Annotated in this window: 18 protein-coding genes and 1 other annotated feature; of the genes, 1 reads left to right on the top strand and 17 read right to left on the bottom strand. The window is 36.0% G+C overall.

Going from position 1 to position 17,541, the window contains the following annotated elements:
- The first annotated feature begins 538 nt into the window (after positions 1-538).
- Positions 539-1,516 (top strand): asparaginase, encoded by a 978-nt coding sequence (locus tag UMR38_00190; GenBank protein ID MEC9484275.1) that lies wholly within the window; start codon positions 539-541, stop codon positions 1,514-1,516.
- Positions 1,517-1,560: 44 nt separating this feature from the next.
- Here UMR38_00190 and ruvA read toward each other — a convergent pair whose 3' ends face one another.
- The 17 genes from ruvA to pfkB form a co-directional block, all read right to left on the bottom strand.
- Positions 1,561-2,118 carry a Holliday junction branch migration protein RuvA gene (gene ruvA / locus UMR38_00185; protein ID MEC9484274.1) on the bottom strand — a complete coding sequence of 186 codons (558 nt, stop codon included), beginning with the start codon at positions 2,116-2,118 and terminating at the stop codon, positions 1,561-1,563.
- Positions 2,119-2,210: 92 nt separating this feature from the next.
- Positions 2,211-3,494 carry a GTPase ObgE gene (gene obgE / locus UMR38_00180; GenBank protein ID MEC9484273.1) on the bottom strand — a complete coding sequence of 428 codons (1,284 nt, stop codon included), beginning with the start codon at positions 3,492-3,494 and terminating at the stop codon, positions 2,211-2,213.
- An 11-nt stretch (positions 3,495-3,505) separates the two neighbouring features.
- A complete protein-coding gene (locus tag UMR38_00175; GenBank protein MEC9484272.1) occupies positions 3,506-4,519 on the bottom strand; it encodes a GNAT family N-acetyltransferase in 1,014 nt (337 codons plus the stop codon).
- A gap of 81 nt (positions 4,520-4,600) precedes the next feature.
- Positions 4,601-4,855 carry a 50S ribosomal protein L27 gene (gene rpmA, locus UMR38_00170; protein ID MEC9484271.1) on the bottom strand — a complete coding sequence of 85 codons (255 nt, stop codon included), beginning with the start codon at positions 4,853-4,855 and terminating at the stop codon, positions 4,601-4,603.
- Positions 4,856-4,915: 60 nt separating this feature from the next.
- The gene (gene rplU, locus UMR38_00165; GenBank protein MEC9484270.1) at positions 4,916-5,224 is read right to left on the bottom strand and encodes a 50S ribosomal protein L21; all 309 of its coding nucleotides are present in this window, start codon (positions 5,222-5,224) and stop codon (positions 4,916-4,918) included.
- A gap of 194 nt (positions 5,225-5,418) precedes the next feature.
- Positions 5,419-5,688 (bottom strand): JAB domain-containing protein, encoded by a 270-nt coding sequence (locus tag UMR38_00160; GenBank protein ID MEC9484269.1) that lies wholly within the window; start codon positions 5,686-5,688, stop codon positions 5,419-5,421.
- Complete coding sequence (locus UMR38_00155; GenBank protein MEC9484268.1) at positions 5,675-6,094, bottom strand: UPF0758 domain-containing protein; 420 nt, start codon at positions 6,092-6,094, stop codon at positions 5,675-5,677. The genes UMR38_00160 and UMR38_00155 overlap by 14 nt, the downstream gene beginning before the upstream one ends.
- Before the next feature lie 77 nt (positions 6,095-6,171).
- Complete coding sequence (locus tag UMR38_00150) at positions 6,172-7,431, bottom strand: folylpolyglutamate synthase/dihydrofolate synthase family protein (GenBank protein ID MEC9484267.1); 1,260 nt, start codon at positions 7,429-7,431, stop codon at positions 6,172-6,174.
- Positions 7,431-10,034 carry a valine--tRNA ligase gene (locus UMR38_00145; protein MEC9484266.1) on the bottom strand — a complete coding sequence of 868 codons (2,604 nt, stop codon included), beginning with the start codon at positions 10,032-10,034 and terminating at the stop codon, positions 7,431-7,433. The genes UMR38_00150 and UMR38_00145 overlap by 1 nt, the downstream gene beginning before the upstream one ends.
- Positions 10,035-10,072: 38 nt before the next feature.
- Positions 10,073-10,277: a binding site (T-box leader), on the bottom strand.
- 46 nt (positions 10,278-10,323) lie between these two features.
- Entirely contained in the window at positions 10,324-11,322 is a 999-nt protein-coding gene (locus UMR38_00140; protein ID MEC9484265.1) for an NAD-dependent epimerase/dehydratase family protein, read from the bottom strand.
- Between the two features lie 1,028 nt (positions 11,323-12,350).
- On the bottom strand, positions 12,351-12,932 hold the full coding sequence (gene yihA / locus UMR38_00135) for a ribosome biogenesis GTP-binding protein YihA/YsxC (GenBank protein ID MEC9484264.1): 582 nt from the start codon (positions 12,930-12,932) through the stop codon (positions 12,351-12,353).
- Positions 12,919-13,626: an alpha/beta fold hydrolase gene (locus tag UMR38_00130; protein MEC9484263.1), complete on the bottom strand. Its 708-nt coding sequence runs from the start codon at positions 13,624-13,626 to the stop codon at positions 12,919-12,921. The genes yihA and UMR38_00130 overlap by 14 nt, the downstream gene beginning before the upstream one ends.
- Positions 13,619-14,644: a low-specificity L-threonine aldolase gene (ltaE, locus tag UMR38_00125; GenBank protein MEC9484262.1), complete on the bottom strand. Its 1,026-nt coding sequence runs from the start codon at positions 14,642-14,644 to the stop codon at positions 13,619-13,621. Before ltaE ends, UMR38_00130 begins: the two co-directional genes overlap by 8 nt.
- A 117-nt stretch (positions 14,645-14,761) precedes the next feature.
- Positions 14,762-15,799 carry a fructose-specific PTS transporter subunit EIIC gene (locus tag UMR38_00120; protein ID MEC9484261.1) on the bottom strand — a complete coding sequence of 346 codons (1,038 nt, stop codon included), beginning with the start codon at positions 15,797-15,799 and terminating at the stop codon, positions 14,762-14,764.
- Between the two features lie 23 nt (positions 15,800-15,822).
- Positions 15,823-16,149: a PTS fructose transporter subunit IIB gene (locus UMR38_00115; protein ID MEC9484260.1), complete on the bottom strand. Its 327-nt coding sequence runs from the start codon at positions 16,147-16,149 to the stop codon at positions 15,823-15,825.
- Positions 16,146-16,613, bottom strand: coding sequence for a fructose PTS transporter subunit IIA (locus tag UMR38_00110; GenBank protein MEC9484259.1), 468 nt, complete (start codon positions 16,611-16,613; stop codon positions 16,146-16,148). The genes UMR38_00115 and UMR38_00110 overlap by 4 nt, the downstream gene beginning before the upstream one ends.
- Positions 16,610-17,530 (bottom strand): 1-phosphofructokinase, encoded by a 921-nt coding sequence (gene pfkB, locus UMR38_00105; protein ID MEC9484258.1) that lies wholly within the window; start codon positions 17,528-17,530, stop codon positions 16,610-16,612. Before pfkB ends, UMR38_00110 begins: the two co-directional genes overlap by 4 nt.
- Positions 17,531-17,541 lie beyond the last annotated feature (11 nt).

Here is a 17,541-nt window from a genome sequence, read left to right as displayed (position 1 = left end):
TCGAAATCCTCCCCAAAAGAAGTAGTGGTTTTGATAATATTTAATATGGTCATTTTAAAAATATGAATATGTTAACCAGTAGTATAAGCTAGAAAAGTAATTCGTTTTTATAATTATTGTGGTAATATGATAAGGTTTTCAAGAAAAAGAACAAGTTTGTTTATTTTTATTTGACTTCTTATAATATATATTATGTTAACTAATATATAACGTTATAATAAAGGTGTTATAAGTCTTCATAATTATCATACATTTCTATATATGAGAAACCTCTCTTTTTTGAAATTTACCTCTCTCGAAATTAAAATAATTCTCGGTTATACATTAACGATAAACTTCAAGCAAATTTAGCTATAAAAATGGAAAGATTGATCAATGTAATTTCTGAGATATATTGTGGTCATGACCATTGATCTATAAATCGCTTTTAATAAAGTATTATGTTAACTAAATGACACTTTTTCTTTTTTTAATTTCACCTACTTCTTTTTATCAAAATATGATATTATATAGTTAGTTTAATTTTGAGGTGAGTTTTATGCAAAATGTGGCATTAATTTATACAGGGGGAACTATTGGAATGACTGTCGATGATAAATTGCACGGTGCTATTCCAACATTGACACCTGAAGAAATCACAAATACATTATCTGGGATTGAAGAGTTTAATCATTTATTTGTTGAAGAGTTTTCACGTAAGCAATCGCCTGCGATTACACCAAAAGATATGCAGCGTTTATCGCGACTTGTCCAATCATATGCTGATCGAGATGATATTGCTGGTGTGGTTATTGTTCATGGAACCGATACACTTGAGGAAACGGCTTTTTATCTGCATTGTACTATTCGGTCGAATAAACCTGTGGTTGTTACTGGTTCAATGAAAAACGCAAGTGAGCTTGGATATGATGGTGTCACTAATTTATTTTCAAGTATCCGGGTATGTTTTTCACCTCTAAGTATGGGAAAAGGAACACTTGTTGTCTTGAATGATACCATAAACAGTGCCATTGAAGTCACTAAGACCCATACAATGAGTCTTGATACATTTAAATCAATCGAGTTTGGTCCACTTGGGATCATTGATCAAGGTGAAGTCATCTATTACCGTGAAATCACACATTTTAAAGACTATCGTTTAGAAAACAGACTTGTTGATGATGTTTATCTTATTAAAGCCTATGCTGGAATGACTGGAGATATAATTGATTATTTAATTGAACAAGAAGCACGTGGGATAGTTATTGAAGCTTTAGGTCGCGGTAACTTACCACCGATTATGATTGATGCGGTTGATCGCGCAATTAACAGTGGTATCTTTGTCGTCATTGTATCGCGCTGTGTCTCAGGGCGGGTACTTGATAGTTATGCTTATCCTGGTGGTGGAAAAGATTTAGTGAATCGGGGCTGTATTTTAGGCGGAAGCTTAAATGGACAAAAAGCGCGTATCTTGTTAATGCTTGCTATCAGCAACGATTATGATCATGATGATATTTGTCAATTATTCAGTTTATAAGTATATAAAAAGCGGAAATGCATCGCATTTCCGCTTTTCTAATATTATTTTTTTAACATTTTCCCTAATGCTTCTTTGATTAATGTATCTGTTGGCTTTGATCCATCTAAATCTTTAATCGCTTTTTGAATTTCGCGAGCACGATATCCTAATGATTTTAATGCCGCTTCAACTTCAGTGATGGATTCAGATGATATGCTGGTTTCATCAAGCGCTAGTTTACCTTTCAAATCTAAAATGATTTGTTGGCTTGCTTTTGGTCCTATACCAGGAAATTTTGTAAGAAACTTCGCATTCCCAACTTCAATCGCGTGAACAACGTCATTGGTGTTACCACTCGCTAGAATCGCAACGGCACTTTTCGGCCCGATTCCTTTTACTCCTAGTAATTTAATGAATAGAGCTTTCGCATCCTTATCTTTAAACCCATATAACAAAATCGCATCTTCACGAACATGTTGATAAACATAGATCGTCGTTGTTTCATTTTTATTATATTCATATGGATTTGGGGTTAATACATCATATCCCACACCACCGACATCAATGACCACGGAGTTCGGTAAAATGTCTGTAACTGTGCCATTTAAATATGCATACATGTTATATCATCTCCTTATATTATTATACCACAAACACGGTAGTATACAATAAAAACACCGATAGTTAGTATTGCTAACTATCGGTGTTTGCATTAATCTATAAACTCAAATTCAAAATCAAAGATACGTACTGTGTCACCGTGTTTAACGCCACGTTCACGCAATGCGTGATCAACACCTAGTTGTCGTAACTGGCGAGCAAAACGTTTAACACCCTGGTCTTTCGTGAAATCAGTCATTTCAAAGATACGTTTTAAGGTTGTTCCTGTGACTTCATAGATGCCATCATCACCAAGATTGATCTCAAATGGTTTTTCTTTCTTCTCAAAAGTATATTCAACAACATCTTCCTCACGATCAGATTGCATGTCATGCAAGGTTGGTGCTGTTTCAAGTAAATCAGCCGTTTTATACAGTAATTGTTGAACATTGTCTCTTGTTACGGCACTTATTGGGATAATCGGAATATCCCCTTCAAGTTCTGCTTTAAATAACTCTAAGTTATCCTCTGCGCCTGGCACATCCATTTTATTTGCCACAATAATTTGTGGGCGCGACATTAAGTCGTATTTATATGCTTTCAATTCCTCGTTGATTTTGACATAATCTTGATAAGGGTCTCTACCTTCTGTAGCACCCATGTCAATTAAATGGAGAATCACCCGTGTACGTTCAATATGACGTAAAAATTGATGACCGAGTCCTTGACCTAAACTAGCGCCTTCAATCAACCCTGGTAAGTCCGCCATTACAAATGAACGATCATTGTCTACTTTAACAACACCTAAATTAGGTTGCAATGTCGTAAAGTGATACGCCGCAACTTTTGGCTTTGAGTTAGACACAACACTAATTAAAGTTGATTTACCAACACTTGGTAATCCAACTAGTCCAACATCCGCTAAAACCTTTAGTTCAACACGAATATCAAGGGTTTCTCCAGGTTCACCTTTTTCAGCGATTTCTGGTGCTGTATTTTTACTAGTGGTAAATTGGACATTACCACGTCCACCACGTCCACCTTTACATACAACAACTTCTTGTTCATGACGCGTAATATCGCCAATGACGGTGTTGGTCTCAACATTATAGATGGTCGTTCCTAGTGGAACGTCAACAACTAAGTCCTCAGCGTCCGCACCATGCATCCGTTTTGGTTTACCGTTTTCTCCGTCTTCAGCTTTTAAAATTTTATTATATTTCAAGTCGATGAGTGTGGACATCCCTTCATTACCAACAAAAATCACACTACCACCTTTACCACCATCACCACCAGCAGGTCCTCCTTTAGGGACATACTTTTCTCGTCTAAAGGCAACAATACCATCGCCACCTTTTCCTGACGAAACATTTATTTTTGCTACATCTACAAACATATTGTCACCTCCTAGTGACGGTTAAACCACGTCATTAATTCTTGACGTGATTGAAAGATTAAGACATTTTTATCTTCTTTAAATTGATTAATATATGCCTTGATTTTACGGGCCTTGTCATCAAAAAAGGCCACATATTGTAAAAAGATTTGATCGATTCCTTCGATACAGCCTTCTGCCATATCACTTCGTGTACGATATTTATATTTTTCTGCCCGTTCATGAATGCCTTTTAAGGCAGCCTGCGTACCATAATCTAAAAAGATGATGGTTGATGCGAGTTGCAGGCGTTTATCAAAGTGGGCATTGTTCGTGTAATTTCCATCAATCGCCCAGCGATGATGAGTAGTTAAATAGTGATTCATTTTACGATTAAATGCTTCTTTACTGAGATTCTGCCAATCTTTTAACCAATACATTTGATCAAGATGCAACATATCTAGGTTATACTTATTGGCAATCATACGACATAGGGTTGTTTTCCCTGTACCACTGGCACCTAAGATCACAACACGCTTCATCACATTGTCTTTAATGTGTTCACGAACTACCCATTCATAGGCATCGCGGTGGATTGTTTCTAAATATCCTCTTGCTTCAAAGCCTTGTTTAAGGATTAAAGCTTTCATTCTATAGTTGTCTGGGTGGGTATCAATTTTAATCGACTCGTAATCTCCTGATAAACATTGTTTCTTTGCATAGGTAAACAATTCAGTGCCTACACCTTTATGTTGATGGTCGGGATCAACCACCAAACGGTGTATGACTAAACTATTATCTTTATGCCAGGTATCTATCGTTTGATATGCCCTATCATTTTCTTTACGAATCACAGAAAAACCCACAATTTGACGGTTACGCTTTACAATATAGAGTTGATTTAACGCTATATCTTGCCTAAAGTCTTTTTCCCGTGGGTAATCTAGAGTCCATTGTGGAATATTGTTTGCTTGCATATCCACAATAGCCCGTTTAGCTATATCATCAAGGATATGTAAGTCTTTTTCGTTGGCTAATTCAATCATAGTGCCACCTCTATATGAGATACTTTAAGTATACTAAGAAACAATGAAAATGGCAAATCACAATGTGATTTGCCATGTGGTTTATTCTGGATATACGGAAGCTTGTTTCCGATTTCTACCAATTCGCTCGTATTTTACAACGCCATCTACTTTACTATATAGGGTATCGTCTCCGCCGATCCCTACATTGTTACCTGGATGAACTTTTGTTCCACGTTGACGATAAATGATAGAACCCGCACTACAGAATTGACCATCAGCTACTTTAGCTCCTAAGCGTTTTGACTCACTGTCACGACCATTCTTAGTCGACCCAACCCCTTTTTTAGAAGCCATACATTTTAACATATTCATTTCTAATAACATCGTAGTCACCTCCAATAATTTAAATTCTATCTACGCGTTAATTTTTGTAATTGTAAGTTTTGTATATGGTTGTCTATGTCCTTGTTTACGACGATATTTTTTCTTAGGTTTCATCTTGAAAACAATGATTTTACGTTGTTTACCGTGTTTTTCGACTTTACCTTCAACGGTTACACCGTCTACGTAAGGGTTACCGATCTTAAGATCTTCGCCACCTACAAGTAAGACTTTATCGAACGTTACGGTTTCTTCAACATCAGCATCAATTTTCTCAACATAGATTGTTGATCCCTCTGATACCTTCACTTGTTTTCCACCTGTTTCAATAATTGCGTACATAAAAGCACCTCCTCATTATTTTTTAAGACGCGCCATTAAGGTGCTATGCTTTAATACCTTTTCTGTGCGGTATGCCTTATGTGTAGCGTAAAAATGATACCAAATAATCACCCTTTTGTCAATGATTATATCGTGCTCATTTAACGCACCATATTCATTATACTAACTTTTGTTTAAATTGCAAGACATATTCACTAAAGAAGCCCTTTTTCTTTAAAAGAAAAATACTTATCTTCACCAATAATCACATGATCCATAAAAACAATATCCATCATCTTGGCATTTTCTTTAATACGTTTTGTGATTTTTAAATCATTATTGGAAGGTGTTGGGTCTCCACTTGGGTGGTTATGACAGACAACAAATGATGCGGCTGATGCCATAACTGCTTTCTTAAATAAGGCTCGCGGGTGTACTATTGCACTGTTTAATGTGCCAATAAACAATGTCTCATGTTTGATCAATGCGCCTTTTGTTGTAAAAAATAGAGCGATAAAATGTTCTTGTGTTTGATTTTACATCGTGCTTAATATAAGAAAAAATAGATTCGGGAGAACTTAAGATAAGTTTTTGTTTAGATTGTTCCTGGGCGGTTCTACGTCCTAATTCAAACGCAGCCTTGAGTTGTATCGCTTTAGATGTCCCAATGCCTTTGATATTACATAACTCTTCTACAGTCATATTGGCTACTGCTTGTAAACTATCTTTTTGGTAGACAATAGCTTTAGCAAGTTCTAATACATTTTTGTGTTGATGTCCAGTTCTTAAAATAATTGCGACTAACTCAACATTGGACATGAGTTCCTTGCCCTGATGTAACATCTTTTCACGGGGACGTTCATGATGTGGCATTTCTTTAATCATATACATTTCATCACTCCATTCACCTATATCATATCGATATAGGGTCTATTTTTCTCAAAAAAAAGCACCCACATAGTGGATGCTTAGTCTGTTAAGTAATGTCGCATGTAACTAATAAAGTATAAACTTCCGGTAATTATAATAATATCATCGGGATAGGTTTGCAATAACGCATCATAGGCTTGATGCGCATCAACAACATAATCACGTTTAGGGTGTGTCGAAACATCAAATAGAATTTTTGCTTTTTCACACCGCGGGTAATCAAACTGAGTAAATGTTATTGTATCTGCAAATTGTTCAATCACCTGGATAATATCATAATATTCTTTATCGGCCATGGATGTGTACAATACATGTATTGTCCGATCATGGAATAAAGACATCACCGTTTCTTTTAAAGCTTTTATTCCCCCTATATTGTGGGCACCATCTAAAAATGTATTACCAAACTGTTCCATACGTCCTGGCCACTTTGCGGCTTTAAGTCCCTTATGAATCATTTCATCATCAAATGTAATATACATTTCTTTTTTAAGCAGTTGCATCAACGCAATTGCTAATACTGCATTATTAGGTTGATGACTGCCTAATAAAGGAATCTCATATGTCATCCCTTCAAAACGGAAACAGTTTTTGTTAGTGCACAAACCTTTTTCTATACGTTTTATATCAACTGGAAAATACGGGGCATTGTGTTCTGAGGTGACATGTTCAAATAACGGTTTTAATTCAGGTTGATCAACGGTTGATATGAGAGGTACACTGTCCTTTACAATACCCAACTTGTTCAGGGCAATGGATTCAAGGGTGTCTCCTAAAACTCCCATATGATCATAGCTGATCGATGTGATTGCTGTAGCAAGTGGTTGAACAACATTTGTCGCATCCAACCTGCCACCTAAACCAACTTCATAAATCACAAAGTCAGGTTTGTTCTCATGAAAATAACAAAATGATATTAAAGTGACAAGTTCAAAGAATGTGATCACTTGATTATATTCGTTCAAAACTTTATGATGCAATGCGTGCATTTCATTAATGTAGAAAAGTAATTCATCATCTGGTATTGGCGTATCATCTAGTGTAATGCGCTCATTGAATCGCACAATATAAGGGCTTGTAAATGTCCCCACATGATATCCAGCCTCACGCAACATGGCATTTAGAAAGGCGACCGTTGAGCCTTTTCCGTTAGTGCCAGCAATATGAATGACATTCAGATCTTTCTCAGGATGGCCAAGCAATTCACAGGCAAGTTCCATTCGAGATAAATCTAGTTTGCTTCCGAACTTTTTTACTGACTCAATCCAAGCAATTGCTGAATCAATCGTTTGAAACATTAGTCTTTAAGTTCCTCTAAACGTGCTTTAACTGTATTGTATTGCTCTTTATAGTCCGCTAGTTTTTCACGTTCTTCATTGACTTTAAACTCAGGTGCTTTTTCAACAAAGTTCTTATTTGACAGCATCCCTTCACAGCGTTTTATTTCACCGGTTAAACGGCTCAACTCATTATCTAATCGTTCAATTTCTTTTGTAATATCAACTAGTGATCCCAGTGGTAACAACAACTCAACATCTGTTAAAACAATACTAACAACCTCTTTATCTAAGGTAATATCCTGATCAATGACAAGCGTTTCTGGATTGATAAATCGTTTGATTATCGAACTATTTTGTTTAAGTACCGCTTGAATATCAGATGATGTTTTAATATAGACATCTATCGGTTTTGATGGCGCAACATCATATTTTTGTCGAATATTACGTGCGTGTTTGATCATTTCTTGAATCATTTCGATATGCTTTTTCGATGATTTATTGGTGAATTCTTCAATTGCTTCAGGCCATTTTGCGACCATGATAGAGTCAGTATCGTGTGGTAACTTTTGATAAATTTCTTCTGTCACAAACGGCATAAATGGATGTAATAACTTCATGATATCAAGTAAAACATATGCTAAGATTGAGCGGACTGTTTGTTTACGTGCTTCATCATCTCCAAAGAGATCGATTTTAGCAATTTCAACATACCATGCCGCAAATTCTTCCCAACTGAACGTATGAATGGCTCTAGCCGCTTCACCAAACTCGAATTTTTCATAATTATAATCCATGCTGTTAATGGTTTCATTTAATCGAGTTAAAATCCACTCGTCAGCCATGGTCAGTTTATCGGTATCAATCTCTATCTCATCAAAGGCTAGATCATCTAAATTCATTAAGACAAATCGTGAGATGTTCCAGAGTTTATTAATGAAATTCCAAGATGATTCAACCTTTTCAATTTCAAAGCGTAAATCCATACCCGGTGCAGAATTGGTTGTTAAGAAATAGCGTAAGGTATCCATACCATATTGTTCTTTAATTTCAATTGGATCAACACCATTACCGAGTGATTTACTCATTTTACGGCCATCCCGATCTCGAATCAAACCATGAATTAAACAGTATTTAAACGGGGATTCTCCGGTAAACTCTAACGCTTGGAATATCATTCGCGCAACCCAGAAGAAGATAATATCATAGCCTGTAACCATGACATCATTCGGATAATATCGTTTAAAGTCATCGGTCTTTTCTGGCCAACCTAAGGTACTGAATGGCCATAATGCACTACTAAACCATGTATCTAATACATCGGTATCTTGTTCCCATCCCTCACCTTCAGGCGCATCTTTACCAACATAGACTTCGCCATCGCGGTACCATGCTGGGATCCGGTGTCCCCACCATAATTGACGTGATATACACCAATCAAGGGTACCATCCATCCAATGCAAGAATGTTTTTTCAAAACGTTTAGGTACGAATTCAACTTCTGATTGATCAACAGCTTGTTCACTTAATGGCTTCATTTTAACAAACCATTGTTTTGACATGCGTGGTTCTACAATAACACCTGTACGCTCTGAGTGTCCGACATTGTGAACAAGTTCTTCTATTTTTGTGCACAATCCAGTTTCTTGTAAGTCTTTAACACAGGCTTTACGGCATTCAAAGCGGTCCATACCTTGATATTTTCCTGCGTACGCATTCATGGTGCCATCTTCATTCATACAAAGAATTTTATCTAAGTCATGACGGACACCTACTTCAAAGTCATTCGGATCATGTGCTGGGGTAACTTTAACACAGCCGGTACCAAACTCACGATCAACATACTCATCTTCGATAATTGGAATGAGTCTATCTGTCCCTGGTATATACGCTTTTTTACCCACATAGTCTTTGAATCTATCATCATCTGGATGTACCATTAAAGCTGTATCACCGTACATTGTTTCAGGACGTGTTGTGGCAATTTCTAAAAAGTCATCGCCATCTTCTAAGACATATTTAAAATAGTAAAAAGCGCCTTTTACTTCTTTATGTTCCACTTCAATATTGGACAGTGCTGTATTCGCTTGAACATCCCAGTTAATAATCCGTTCTCCACGGTAAATTAAGCCTTTATTATATAATGTAACGAATACTTCAGTTACAGCATCATTTAATCCTTCATCAAGCGTAAACCGTTCTTTATCATAATCAACACTAATTCCGAGTGCTTCCCATTGCTCTCTAATATGATCTGCATATTCGCGTTTCCACTCCCATGCAACATCTAAAAATTTTTCACGACCAAGATCGTAACGGCTGATACCTTGTTCTCTCAGTTTCGCATCAACTTTAGCCTGTGTCGCAATCCCAGCATGGTCCATTCCTGGTAAATATAAAGCATCATAGCCTTGCATACGTTTACGTCGGATAATTAAATCTTGCATTGTATTATCCCATGCATGACCAAGATGTAATTTCCCAGTGACATTTGGTGGTGGAATCACGATAGTGAATGGTTCTTTAGATAGATCACCACTCTTAAAATACCCACCTTCTTTCCAAAAATCGTATTTTCCATCTTCAACTTGCAGATGGTTGTACTTTTTGTCTAACTCTTTCATTTTGAAACCTCCTTGTCTATAAAAAAAGTCCGTCCTTGTAAAAGGACGAACCATAAAGTCCGCGGTACCACCTTAGTTCTAATAACTAGCACTTAATCTCTTAACGCGAGACACGTTGATACCTACTGGTTTTCAGTATCACTACTCCAAGGCTACCTTCAAGTTAATTATGCATTAGTTTTCACCAACCACTAATTCTCTACACCATAAGTTAACTTTACTCTTCCTATTCCTTGTATTTACCGATATAATACCACACTTTAAAGAAGATGTAAACAGTCTAACTCAGTTATTCATCCTTTTTTTGAAATCGCTCAACAAGTGCATCATACTGTTCTTCAAATGCCTCATCATAAGTTTGTAATTCGGGATGATCTAAGTAATATTCAACAACTTTTGGGGCAATTTCCCAATAGTGTGTACCCGAACTATAATGTGGCGCAACACTTTGAATCTTCGTATTATCAAAAGTTGTGCTTTTATCTTTATCGCCTTTTAGTTCGCCTTCAAACTCTGGAAAAACCTTAAGTAATGCATCCATTGGTACATACACTAAGTTAGGTGTTTTATCAAATGCTTTATAATACATTTCTATTATACGTTCCCATGTATAAGCTGTATTGCTAGTTAAATGATAAATCTCACCATATGTCTTCTCATTGCCTACGACATCGACAAAGCCTTTCGCAAAATCTTTATTATATGTAATTGTCCATAAGTTAAGTCCTTCATCAGGTAAGATAATTGGTTTATCCTCTTGAATGCGTTTAAAGATACCAAATGGTTTTTGATGGCTCTTTAACTGCATGATCATCATTTTCTCATTATATGTATGCGACGGACGGATAATCGTGACGTTAAAGGTCTCATCATGTGCTTTCATTAACCGTTCTTCACACAATTGTTTATTTTTACTGTATTGCCAATAAGGGTTATCAAGTGGCACGTCTTCAGTAATCGGAATATATGGTAATGGTTTTTGATAAGCTGAGGCACTACTAATAAAGATAAATTGATCTGTTTTCCCTTTAAATAAGCGAATATCGCGCTCAATATCATCTTCAGTAAAAGCGATCCAGTCGATTATTGAGTCATAATCTTTATCTTGTAACGCCTTATTTACCGCATCCTCATCATTGACATCACAAACAATGGTCTTAATCCGGTCATCTAATATATCATTATGTGTTCCACGGTTCATCACAGTAAGATTGATTCCCCGATTCACCATTTCATCACAAACAGCGGTTGAAATAATTCCTGTTCCACCAATCATTAATACTTTCATTCTTATTTCTCTCCTTTTTTAAAACTATCATTATTATACCATATTTTAATCAATGTCGATATCATTAAAATGTTTTATCCATAAAGTTAAAATAGTTTTCCACAACCTAATTTATTTTTTCAGACATATGTCGCACAGTTATCTAATGCATACAATTGACCAATACATTGTGGAAAACAATGTGGATAAAAAGAATGGTAAATATCATTGACTTTATCTCTTTACAGTGTTTTAATATAAGTGTGAAGAGGAGTTATAAGTAAATATTTGAGAATAAGAAGAGTATTTAAGATTCTAAATTTATTTAGAGATTTAAAGAATTAGTATTGTTCACATTGAGTATCTTTATGGTATTCAACAAAAGTATTTATAAAATCCTGAATAAGGTCTCCTCTTCCTTTTTAATAGAAAGAGTGCAGCAAAATTAAAGCATTGCTGCAATAAGATAAATACCTCTAAAGTGATTATGAGCACACTTTAGAGGTATTTTTTTATAGGCTTCAGTTAATTATTTAAGAACAACTTATTCACATCATTGATCCATTGATATTTTAGTTTAGTAACAGTAAAAATACAAAAAAATATTTTTTTAAAACTTTTTATCTTCTTTTTTTTAAAAAGTTTTCCATAACCAGTTTTTAAGCAAACTAGTTAACGACATCACTATATCATCAACCTAATTGACCAGAGGACTGTGGAAAACTATGTGGATAAAAAGAATGACAAAAGCTATTGACTTTATTTCTTTAAAGTGCTTAAATATAAGTGTGAAGAGGCGTTATAAGTAAGTATCTCAAGAATAGGCAAAGTGTTTTAGATTCTAAATTATTTTAGTAATTTAAACTATTCGCATTGTTCAACTTAAGTATCTGTTACGGTATTTAAGAAAGGATATTTATAAAATCCTGAATAAGGTCTCCTCTTCCTTTTATATGGAAACAACGTAGCAAAATTTAATCATTGCTACATTAAAATAAACATCTTTAAAGTGATTTTGAGTGCACTTTAAAGGTGTTTTTTTATGTTGTCTATTGAATTGCTTGTTCAATCACATCATAAATCCATTCGATATTTTCTTTGGTTAATGCTGAAAAAGGAATGAACTGATGTTTTTTAATGCCTAGTGTCTTTAACAATTCTTCTTCTTGCTTCAAGCGTTTTGTTTTGGGAACTTTATCCATTTTAGTACCAATCACAATTGTTGGAATATTATAAGTTGCTAAATAATGAAACATATTTTGATCAGCTTTGGTCGGTGGATGACGAAAATCAACCAACTGAAACACGAGACGTAATTGTTCGCGTTCTAATAAATATTCATCAATCATCTGTGTAAACGCTGCGATATCTTTTTTACTGCGTTTGGCATACCCATATCCCGGCACATCAACAAAATAAAACGCCTTGTTGATTTCAAAAAAATTAATTGTTTGTGTTTTCCCTGGCTTACTTGAAGTATATGCAATGTTTTTACGTCCTAAAATTGAATTGATTAAGCTACTTTTTCCCACGTTACTACGTCCAACGAAGACAATTTCTGGTAAAAAGTCCTCAGGGTAGTGTTCACTTGTTACGGCACTGGTCGTAAATTCAACATCATGAATTTGCATTATTGTTCCGCCTTTCTAAGCGTTTGATAAAGGCTAATATATCTTTTTCAATTTGGGATTTATCAGGTCCCAACAAAGCTAAGTGTTCGCTATTTTCATAGTCTTTACGTTCTTTAATGGTACTTGTTGTTAGTGTCATTAACATATCGGATGATGTTTTATACCGGTTTTGATCTTTTTTTCCTTGAACGACAAATAGTGGTGCGGTAATTTTCTTTAAGTTAGCTGTTTGTCCAAGTTCAATGACAAAATCAAAATATTTTCGACGGTGTTTCTCGTAGTCTTTAACTGTAACATCGTTCTTTTTTTGTGCAAAATCACGAATGTCATAGGCGATTGGAAAACCAATGATTGCCGCATTGACTGTAATGAGTCCAAACAAATCACTGTTTTCTGCCAATTTAACGGCAAGACTACCACCGATGCTCATGCCAATCACAACAACCTTCAAGTGATTATCTTTTAAAAATTGATAAGCCTTTTTAACGTCTTCATCCCATTGATAGATATCGGTTTCAATAATGTCTTCAAAGGACTGATCATGGCCTGTTAATACAGGTGCGTGAACGGTATATCCGGCAGCGTTTAGTTTTTTTGCTAAATCAGACATTTGCGAAGGTGTTTCATACAGCGAATGCAGTATCAACACACCAATAGGACAGCTACCTGTTAAAAAAATCGCTTGGTTAAGCATTAGCATCCGCCTTTATGAAGTTTTTAATTTCTTGAATCAACAGTTTTACATCCTGTTTGGTGATATCATTATGCAGTGCAATACGTAAATAGTCCCCTTTATAACCCCCAATAATGATGTTTTTCTGTTTTAAATAAGTGGCGAGTTTGTGAAAATCAAGTGTGCTCTTCACAAATACCATATTAATGTCTAAACGTTTATAGTCAACACTGAATTCAGGCATGTCATCTAGTGTTTTAGCCAAAAATCGGGCATGTTCATGATCAATATGTAACCGGTGGCGCATCTCTTTTAATGAAATAATACCCGGTGCTCCTAAGACACCGACTTGGCGCATACCTCCACCTAATAATTTACGACCTTTACGTGCGTTTTCGATAAATATTTTATCACCACATATGATGCTACCAACAGGTGCGGCTAATCCTTTTGATAAACAAAAGGTGACACTATCAACATATTGTGTAATTTGTTTAACATCAACATCTAACGCGGTCGCTGCATTAAAGAGTCGCGCGCCATCTAGATGAACCTTTAGATTGTTTTTTTTGGCAAGCGTATAAACATCTTTCATGTAACTAATCGGTAACACAACACCACTGCCATGTGCATTTTCCAAACAAATAAGCGAGGTATCGGGATAATGGACATCTTGCGTTCGAATGCTCTCTTGGATTTGATCAAGCGGTAACATCCCTCTATCTTCTGCGATTAGTTGAAAACTAACTTGTGATAACACAGCAGTTGCACCAACTTCATAGGTTTTAATGTGTGAATGCGCACCGACAATAATTTCATCACCACGTTTAGTGTGCGTCATAATCGACAACTGGTTGCCCATTGTGCCACTGGTAACAAATAATGCTGCTTCTTTACCGGTAATTTGTGCAGCCAAACGTTCTAATTCGTTAATTGTTGGATCATCTTGATAGACATCATCACCAACAATGGCGTTGGCCATTGCTTGTCGCATTTTTACAGTTGGCTTTGTGACGGTATCACTTCTAAAATCAATCATTGTCTCACTCCTGTTCACTATCTTCTATTATAACAAATCTTTGTGATGAACAAAATACTTTCCAAAAAAAAAGTGAAGCAAGGTGCTTCACTTTTTACTTGAAGTTATCGTTTACTGTTATTCTTCTTCTGTTTCTAATTCAACTGCATCAGGTAATAAGAGTTTGAGTAAGAATGCTGTTAATACGGTTCCTGCAGCAAGGGCAATAATAAACCATACCCAACCACTCATGACAGGTACAACAAATAATCCACCATGTGGTGCTGGTGATGCAACACCAAACAATCCAACTAATGCACCAGCTAAAGCACTACCAGCAATAATTGATGGTAATACAGCTTTCGGATTTGCTGCTGCAAACGGAATGGCACCTTCAGTAATGAAACTAAATCCCATTACCCAGTTGGTTTTTCCAGCTTCAATTTGTTGTTCATTAAATTTACCTTTGAATAAAACAGTTGCTAAAGCGATACCAAGTGGTGGGGTCATTCCCCCAGCCATAACAGCAGCCATTAATGTGGTTGATACGCCACCTGCTAGTGTTCCAACACCAACGACATATGCTGCTTTGTTAATTGGTCCACCCATGTCAACGGCCATCATTCCACCAGCAACAAGGCCAACTAATATAGCACTCGTACCTTCAAGTCCTGTTAAGAAATCAACAAGTCCTTCATTGATAGGTGTGACAATTAAGTTGACAAGTAACATCGCAAGTGCGGCAAGTATTGTCCCAAATAATGGGAATAACAATACTGGTTGAATACCACGGAAAGACGTTGGTAATCCCTTAAATAACTGTTTTAATCCAAGAACGATATATCCTGCAATAAATCCAATAAGTAATGCGCCTAAGAAACCACTGCCACCGTTACTAGCTAATGCTCCACCAACAAAACCGGGAACAAATCCTGGACGATCTGCAATCGAATATGCGATAAATCCTGCCAAAATTGGTAGCATAAATCCGAATGCAATTTTACCTGTGTCACCAAACCATGCAGCGACACTGTTTCCCCAACCATAATCACTTGCCCCAATGTTTCCTGCATCGAGCAAGAATGCTAGGGCAATCATAATCCCCCCAGCCACAACGAATGGGATCATTTGTGATACACCACTCATAATGTGCTTGTAAATATTAGAACTTTTCATGAAACTCCTCCTTTATATTTTGTTTATTTGTGCTCGTAAGTTTTAAATTTGCCATCCAATGCGTCTTCTACAAGTTTTTTACTATTTTTTATTGCTTCTGACACACTGACTTCAATTAACGGTTTGCCATCAAAACGTTTCATTTTCACACGTGCATCTGCGGCAACAATCACCGCTACCGCTTCTTCAATGTCTTTGTCTGATAATTTGTTTTCAACACCGATTGAACCATTGGTTTCAACTTTTGCTTTTGCACCAGCTTTTTTTGCTGCTTTTTCAATACTTTCGGCAGCCATATACGTATGTGCTATCCCTGTTGGACATGATGTTACACCGACAATTAATTTCATTTTGCTTCCTCCTTATCAATTTGACTTAATGTATGAATTAATGCTTCTTTTGTTTTCGCGTTACGTAATTCTTCTCTAAATGTTTCATCCATTAACCCGCGTGACAATTTTGCGAGTGTTCTTAAATGAAGATTTTCTCCCCCTTCTGGGACAGCAATCATGAAGAAAAGATCAGTCTCTTTGCCATCTAAGCTATCATAATCAAATCCTTCATTTGTCCGACCAAACACTAGACTAGAACGTTTAACGTATTTGGTTTTAGCATGGGGGATGGCGACACCATAGCCAACACCAGTACTTCCTAAGGCTTCACGTTTGTTGACTTCTTCAACAAACTTATCTAAATCACTGATTCTGTCATCGCTTTTTAACAATTCTGCCAATTCTTGAATCACATCTTGTTTTGTTGAAGATGATAACTCAAGTGTAATGATGTCTTTAGTAATTAAATCTACAATTTTCATCTTTTCACCTCATTAACCACAACCTGGTTTAAATACTTATCTATATCTTCTCTCTTCGCTAAACTATAGCTAAAAGCAGTTGCTGTTGCACTAGCAACAGCTAATTGATAGGCTTGTTTATCGTTTTGTCTTTGCGTATAAGCACTGACAAATCCAGCCACCATACTATCACCTGCACCAACAGTGTTTTTTACATCACCAATGATTAAATCGGCGCGATAAATATGGTTGTCATTAATAAACAGTGAGCCTTTTTCACCACGCGACACAATAACATTCTTTGCACCTAAATCAATTAATTTCTTGCCATAACTAATTATTTTATCTTCGGTATTCAAGGTCACATCAAAATATTCTTCTAATTCATAGATATTTGGTTTCACAAGAAGGGGATGATAAGCGAGTACATCTAACATTGATTGACCTGACGAATCAATGATAAAATCAATGTTTTTATGATGACATTGTTTGGCAATCTCTAAGTAACTATTTTGCTTGGAACGTCCTTGCGATCCTCCACAGACTAATATATCATCGGTGTTTAACGTATCAATAAAATCGGTTAAAAGTTTGAGTTCTTCAGTACCGATAATGGGACCACTTTGATTGATTTCAGTTTCTTCATCATCAACAAGTAACTTAACATTAATTCGTGTTGGCGAAGGAATATCGATAAAATGATTTTCAATATTTAATTCGTCGATTAAATATTCTTTGATGTAAGTACCTGTAAATCCCCCGGTGTACCCAATCGCAACGCTTTTTGTATCAAGTTCTTTTAACACCATTGATACATTGATGCCCTTACCCCCAACAGTAAATTTACTGAATGATGATCTATTTAATGTACCAAGATTAAACGTATCACATTCAATTCGATAATCAATTGCCGGGTTCAGTGTGCATGTATAAATCATTAATAACACTC

This window comes from Candidatus Izemoplasma sp., assembly GCA_036172455.1.
In the GTDB taxonomy this organism is placed as follows: domain Bacteria; phylum Bacillota_I; class Bacilli_A; order Izemoplasmatales; family Izemoplasmataceae; genus JAIPGF01.
This window is presented reverse-complemented; position numbering and strand designations above follow the sequence as displayed.

What these genes read in the sequence shown, in the direction of transcription:
- ruvA (MEC9484274.1), bottom strand. Translation starts at nt 2,118, where the DNA reads ATGTATGCATATTTAAATGGCACAGTTACAGACATTTTACCGAACTCC.
- UMR38_00120 (MEC9484261.1), bottom strand. Translation starts at nt 15,799, where the DNA reads ATGAAAAGTTCTAATATTTACAAGCACATTATGAGTGGTGTATCACAA.
- ltaE (MEC9484262.1), bottom strand. Translation starts at nt 14,644, where the DNA reads ATGATTGATTTTAGAAGTGATACCGTCACAAAGCCAACTGTAAAAATG.
- pfkB (MEC9484258.1), bottom strand. Translation starts at nt 17,530, where the DNA reads ATGATTTATACATGCACACTGAACCCGGCAATTGATTATCGAATTGAA.
- UMR38_00150 (MEC9484267.1), bottom strand. Translation starts at nt 7,431, where the DNA reads ATGTTTCAAACGATTGATTCAGCAATTGCTTGGATTGAGTCAGTAAAA.
- UMR38_00110 (MEC9484259.1), bottom strand. Translation starts at nt 16,613, where the DNA reads ATGAAAATTGTAGATTTAATTACTAAAGACATCATTACACTTGAGTTA.
- UMR38_00115 (MEC9484260.1), bottom strand. Translation starts at nt 16,149, where the DNA reads ATGAAATTAATTGTCGGTGTAACATCATGTCCAACAGGGATAGCACAT.
- UMR38_00130 (MEC9484263.1), bottom strand. Translation starts at nt 13,626, where the DNA reads ATGCTTAACCAAGCGATTTTTTTAACAGGTAGCTGTCCTATTGGTGTG.
- UMR38_00190 (MEC9484275.1), top strand. Translation starts at nt 539, where the DNA reads ATGCAAAATGTGGCATTAATTTATACAGGGGGAACTATTGGAATGACT.
- yihA (MEC9484264.1), bottom strand. Translation starts at nt 12,932, where the DNA reads ATGCAAATTCATGATGTTGAATTTACGACCAGTGCCGTAACAAGTGAA.
- obgE (MEC9484273.1), bottom strand. Translation starts at nt 3,494, where the DNA reads ATGTTTGTAGATGTAGCAAAAATAAATGTTTCGTCAGGAAAAGGTGGC.
- UMR38_00140 (MEC9484265.1), bottom strand. Translation starts at nt 11,322, where the DNA reads ATGAAAGTATTAATGATTGGTGGAACAGGAATTATTTCAACCGCTGTT.
- rplU (MEC9484270.1), bottom strand. Translation starts at nt 5,224, where the DNA reads ATGTACGCAATTATTGAAACAGGTGGAAAACAAGTGAAGGTATCAGAG.
- rpmA (MEC9484271.1), bottom strand. Translation starts at nt 4,855, where the DNA reads ATGGCTTCTAAAAAAGGGGTTGGGTCGACTAAGAATGGTCGTGACAGT.
- UMR38_00155 (MEC9484268.1), bottom strand. Translation starts at nt 6,094, where the DNA reads ATGTATATGATTAAAGAAATGCCACATCATGAACGTCCCCGTGAAAAG.
- UMR38_00145 (MEC9484266.1), bottom strand. Translation starts at nt 10,034, where the DNA reads ATGAAAGAGTTAGACAAAAAGTACAACCATCTGCAAGTTGAAGATGGA.
- UMR38_00175 (MEC9484272.1), bottom strand. Translation starts at nt 4,519, where the DNA reads ATGATTGAATTAGCCAACGAAAAAGACTTACATATCCTTGATGATATA.